This is a genomic window from Rubritalea sp. (assembly GCF_039830215.1).
GTDB lineage: Bacteria > Verrucomicrobiota > Verrucomicrobiia > Verrucomicrobiales > Akkermansiaceae > Rubritalea.
Window position 1 is genome coordinate 1 of sequence record NZ_JBDOPO010000255.1, and the last position, 5,559, is coordinate 5,559.

Below are 5,559 nucleotides of genomic sequence, written 5' to 3' on the forward strand. Positions count from 1 at the left end.
GGGGCTCGAATCTGAGTTGAAAGCACTGGGAGCTGATCATGTCTTGTTAGATAATGGAGACCTCGTCGCAAAGGTCCGCGAGATCTGTGGTGAAAACCTACCCAAGCTAGCCTCTAATGCCGTTGGAGGTGACAGCGCACTACGTCAGATGGACGCACTCGCTGAGCACGGCACGCAGGTCACCTTTGGGGCCATGAGTATGCGTAGCCTCAAAGTCCCTAACAAATTTCTCATATTTAAAGGCATAAGCTTACGAGGACTGTGGATCACCAAATGGATAGCCGCCGCCGAGAGAGGGGAGATAGAAAATGTCTATCAGCAACTCGCTCAATGGGTGGTGGATGGAAAACTGAACCAATCAATAGAGAAGGCCTACAAACCAAGTGAATTGGCCGAAGCGCTGAATCGTTCCCAGCAAGGCAAGCGCCGAGGCAAGGTTTTGCTCGATTGGCAGTAGTTAGAATAGTCGGCCTACGATTGGCCTCGTAGAGTTTTTCTTAGTCTTTGTAGTTGTCGCTATCAACCTCAAACCATGTGCTCTTTTTGATCCCTTTTTTATGGTATGGCGGGGCAAAAGACATCGATTAACTGGGTGAGTTGGTGGGCCTGTAGATGGTGGATATTGCGTGCTTTTGAGGTCAAGGTCTAGACTAGGCCTCTGAGCAAAATGAATTTGGCAGTTTCTTTGAAGAGTACTTTTTCTTCCAGCTCGTTTTCGTGAGGCATCAGGTCGTATTTCCAGACGTCGGTCTTGCCTGTGGCTCTGAGCCACACACCAGTCCTGTCTAAGTGCTCGTGTTGTTTTATTTATTCAGGTTTTTCGAACTTCACTAAACTCACCTCGAAATGGCGTTCAGTGGTCGAGATGTTGCTTAGCTGCTACCTTTTCAACCGCGCTGAGGAAGGCGTCCCCGTTGATGGCTCCATCTTATGGTAGTCGACCTTGGCAAGCATTGGCGCGGCTTGCTACGGCCATGATGCAATGACACGCACGGCTTAGTCCAAGAAAACCAGGGACCAAGGTGCGGATGAAGTTACGGCGATTGTGATCGTCGATAGCGAGAATCTAGCGTAGATCGAAGGCGGGATGCAGAGTTTACTCAGCGAGCAGCTTCTTTAAGCTTGGAGCAATCGCATCGGCGTAGCCTTTGATGCCCGCGCAGCAGTCTTGTTGGATTCTTCACTGCGGTGGCCCACATTGTTGGTGCTATCATTATGACTATGACTATGACTATGACTATGACTATGACTATGACTATGGCTTTAGGCTTGATCCCGTCGAGCTCACGATCGTTGCGACGCCAGAGTTCGTGTTAAGTGAGCTCACCCGCATAACCTAGGTTGAGAGCAGTGTAGGGCGCATAGTTTTCTTTCCATAGGGATTTTTCTTTATTTTCCAATGCGTGGGTAATGGAGTCTCCGAGGAAAACTAGTTGTGCATCACCAAGCCCTTTCTTCTCTTGTAATTTTGCCTTATGTCGCGGCATCCAGCATTTGTGGTCACTTTGTTATTTGAGTGACGCGCGTAGTTGAAAGCTTAGTGTCTTCTTTGGCTGGAGCTGGAGTGATGATCAAGGCGAGGCTGAGGAATAGGTATTCCGTAGTAAGCTAGTGTTAGAAGGCTACTCAAAGGGATTCCTCGTTATTATGTGGGCTGATGAAGTGCTGGAGTCACTCCATCCACTTCGCCAAAGCGATCTCTAGAGAATCAGACTTTCTAATGAGGAAGGAATCGGAGGCGGCGAGGGTGGCTCGGTCGCCCATGGAGTTCTGGATATGGATCAAGACCTTGGTTTTACCTGGGTTACGTTGGAGAATGTCCCTTATTTCGTGGAGATCATTTATGTCGTGCTTAGAGGTCCAGAGAGTGATGTTGAGAGCTTTTTTATCAGATCCAGTGACACGTTTCCCTGCGAGGCCCTCGATCTTGGATCCTGAGACACGGCGTGATTCAGGGTTCCGATCGTCTTCTTGAACGTTAGCGAAGAGGCGGATGACGCTGCCGGGTTCTAGCAAACCTTCTTCGCGTGCTGGTGTGTAGCTCTCGCTCCAGGCGAGGACTTCTTTGGTTCCTGTGAAATCTTCGAGGTGAATAACACCGAACGGTTTACCAGCCTTGGTGACCTTGTGTTCGATGTGTTTGACCATGCCTGCGAGGCGTGGGCGCTTTTTACGGTCGTTTAGATCGAGCTCTTCGATGAGGCCGATACGGGTGTACATGTCAGCATCGATAATACCACGGTAGGCATCGAGTGGGTGACCTGAGATGTAAAATCCTAGTAGTTCTTTTTCAGTATCAAGGCGTTGCTCTTTTGGCCATTCCATCAGGATACGTGGTGTATCCTCTGGCTCAGGTGCGGAGCCGAAATCGACGGTGTCGAAAAGTGAGACCTGGCCTGAGGCGCGGTCTTTGTGGGATGAAGAAGCTGAGGCTATGACGTTCTCGATTCTAGCGTCTAGACTGGAGCGATTTTCTTTGGTCCAGTCAAAGGCTCCGGCTTTCACGAGGTTCTCGAGAATGCGTTTGTTGACAGCTTTGGTGTCCAGTCTGTTAGAAAAGTCTTCCATCGACGCGAATGGCCCGTTGGCCTCACGGTCAGCAACAGCAACTTTCATAGCACCTTCACCAACGTTCTTGATGGCGGAGAGACCGTAGCGGATGGCCATTTTCCCTGAAGCAAGCTTCTCAGGACTGAAGCGGAGGTTGGATTTGTTGACGTCGGGTGGGAGGACCTCGATCTTCATGTTGTGGCATTCCGCGATGAAGACGGCAATTTTCTCGGTATTGTTGATCTCATTAGAGAGCAATCCACAGAGGAATTCTACTGGGAAGTTAGCTTTGAGGTAGGCGGTCCAGTAGGAAATGTGACCGTAGCAAGCGGAGTGGGATTTGTTAAAACCATAACCAGCAAAGCCAGCGATCTTGTCGAAAATCTTGTTGGCATTCTTTGCATCGATTTGGTTAGTCTCGGCAGCGCCTTTGACGAAAATCTCACGCTGTTTGGCCATCTCGGACGGCTTCTTCTTACCCATGGCACGACGCAGAATATCCGCACCACCGAGCGAGTATCCTGCGAGAACTTTAGCGGCATTCTGCACCTGCTCCTGGTAGATCATAACACCATAGGTGTCGCCACAAATGGTCTCTAGCAGAGGGTGTTCATAGTCCACTGTGGTGATGCCTTTTTTCACCGAGATCATCTCGTCGATATACTGCATCGCACCTGGACGATAGACGGCTAAAAGGTCAATCACGTCTTCGATCTTGTCTATTCCGTATTTCTTACAGGTCTCGACCATTCCACCGGATTCCAGCTGGAACACACCCATGGTTTCACCACGGTTGAGGAGAGCTAGGGCTGGGACGTCATCGAGTGGGACTTTTGTGATGTCAAATCCTGGTGTGTGTGGGGTGATGTGATCCACAGCGTCCTGAATGACTGTTAGGTTTTTGAGCCCTAGGAAGTCCATTTTGAGTAGCCCGATCTCCGTGATAGCTCCCATGTCTGCCTGTGAAACTACTTCACCTTCTTTCGCGCGAGCGAGTGGCACGTGGCGGTCGAGGTCGCCATCACCAATCACCACACCCGCGGCGTGAACACCGGTGTTACGTTTGAGTCCTTCTAACTTAATGGCGTATTTCCAGAGTTCTTGGTAGGTGCTAGAGGCGGCAATGATGTCTCGGAGTTCTTCTTTAAGGTCGTATTCCGCTTGGAGCTTTACTCCTGGGGCAGTTTCTATCTGCTTAGCTATTTGAGCTGCATCTCCAAAAGAAACACCCATCACGCGGGCAACATCACGCAGCACAGATTTGGCACCGAGAGTACCGTAGGTGATGATGTGGCAGACACAGCGTTCGCCGTACTTTTTACGCACGTAATCGATGACCTCTGGTCGACGGGTCTGACAGAAATCAATATCGACGTCGGGTGGTGACACACGTTCCGGGTTGAGGAATCGCTCAAAAAGTAGTCCAAAACGCATTGGGCAGATATCGGTGATCTGCATTGCGTAGGCTACTAGCGATCCTGCAGCAGAACCACGACCAGGACCGACTGGTATATCTTGGTTGAGTGCCCAAACGATGAAGTCTGCTGTGATCAGGAAGTAGGATGCAAAACCAAGACTATTGATAATGTTTACTTCGTACTCAAGTCGTTCATCGAGTATTTTCCAGACGCCTTCGACATCGGTATCGTAGATACCACAGAGTTCTTGGATTTTTTCCTCAGGGTAGCGCATTTCAACACCCTCGCGGCAAACCTTCTTGAAGTACTCCTCACGTGGGCTGCCATCGGGGGATTCGAACTGCGGGTACTTGTCCGAGCTAGTCGGGTCTAGGATTAGCTCGACATTACATTTTGCAGCAATCTCTAAGGTGTTGTCACAAGCTCCAGGGATGTCTTTGAAAATCTCGCGCATTTCGGCAGGGGACTTGAAGTAGACTTGGTCCGAGTAACTCTTACGGTTTTCATCAATAATAAGGCAGCCCTCACCTATGCAAATAAGCACGTCGTGGGCTTCGTGCTCATCTTGCTTAAGAAAGTGGATATCATTGGTGGCGACGACTTTGAGATCAAATTCGGCAGCCAGCTGGCGCAGGGAGGCAATAATCGCTGGCTGAGTCTCGAGCGCGTGGTCCATTAGCTCGATATAGAAATCGTCAGCACCGAAAATGTCTTTGAGCTCGGCGACTTGCGCGCGCGCTTGCTCCATATCATTTTTCTCTAACCATTCGTGGATAGGACCATCATCATCGCCTGATAAGCAGATAATGCCTTCGGAAAATTCGCGCAGTGTTTCGCGATCGACACGCGGTTCGCCGAAGTAGTCACCATCGAGGTGGCCACGTGAGACGAGTTTGGTTAGGTTGTCCCAGCCGGTTTTATTTTTAGCGAGGAGAGTGAGGTGGGTCGAGCGCTTACGGCCTGGGATGTCTTTCTTTGAAGTGAGCGCAGCTGGAGCGAGGTAGATCTCACAGCCAAGGATCGGTTTGATTCCTTCATTTGTCATTTTCTGGTAGAACTCAACGGTCCCGAAAAGGTTGCCGTGATCGGTCATGGCGACCGTGCTCATCCCATTATCTTTGACTGCTCCAGCTAGCTCCTTAATACGGACGATTGAGTCTTTTATGGAGTATTCTGTATGAACGTGAAGGTGAACGAATGAGTCTGACATAAGGCTCGCGCAGCTTGGGGAATAGCGGGTGCGGATGCAATCAAAAGTGAGCTGAAGAAGCAGAAATTAGACAAAGAAAAAAGCCTGCCATTGCACGGTGGGCTTGATGGGCGGGAACTTTTATTTTTGGGAGAGTTATTCGGGGGGTGTTTTTATCATTCAAGCTTCTTATTGTACGAGGGATCAAATAGTCGTCCGGCCTGGTATTTATGAATGTAAAAGACCATTTAACATTGTTCAACTTATTCACAATAAGCTTGGATTCAACCTGGAAGTGCACCTTGTTAGTTAGGTGTTAAAAACATAAAGTTTGGGGTCTTTCTGTCGAGTACTTTACGAGGTCTGCTGTTTAGCTTTCTCTCAACTTCAGCTATTTGATCG

At 49.4% G+C, this 5,559-nt stretch carries 3 protein-coding genes; 1 reads left to right on the plus strand and 2 read right to left on the minus strand.

Translation table 11 applies throughout. The features are described 5' to 3' along the window. A partial coding sequence (locus ABGY95_RS08395) for a zinc-binding dehydrogenase (RefSeq protein WP_347441232.1) occupies positions 1–457 on the plus strand: 457 nt, incomplete at its 5' end. Positions 458–1,313: 856 nt separating this feature from the next. Here ABGY95_RS08395 and ABGY95_RS08400 read toward each other — a convergent pair. Both ABGY95_RS08400 and dnaE read right to left on the minus strand, forming a co-directional pair. Continuing rightward, positions 1,314–1,487 (minus strand): hypothetical protein, encoded by a 174-nt coding sequence (locus ABGY95_RS08400; RefSeq protein WP_347441233.1) that lies wholly within the window; start codon positions 1,485–1,487, stop codon positions 1,314–1,316. Positions 1,488–1,671: 184 nt separating this feature from the next. Continuing rightward, entirely contained in the window at positions 1,672–5,178 is a 3,507-nt protein-coding gene (dnaE, locus tag ABGY95_RS08405) for a DNA polymerase III subunit alpha (protein WP_347441234.1), read from the minus strand. Between the last annotated feature and the right edge of the window lie 381 nt (positions 5,179–5,559).

Coding starts and splice junctions, on each gene's coding strand:
- ABGY95_RS08400 (WP_347441233.1), bottom strand. CDS start 1,487: ATGCCGCGACATAAGGCAAAATTACAAGAGAAGAAAGGGCTTGGTGAT.
- dnaE (WP_347441234.1), bottom strand. CDS start 5,178: ATGTCAGACTCATTCGTTCACCTTCACGTTCATACAGAATACTCCATA.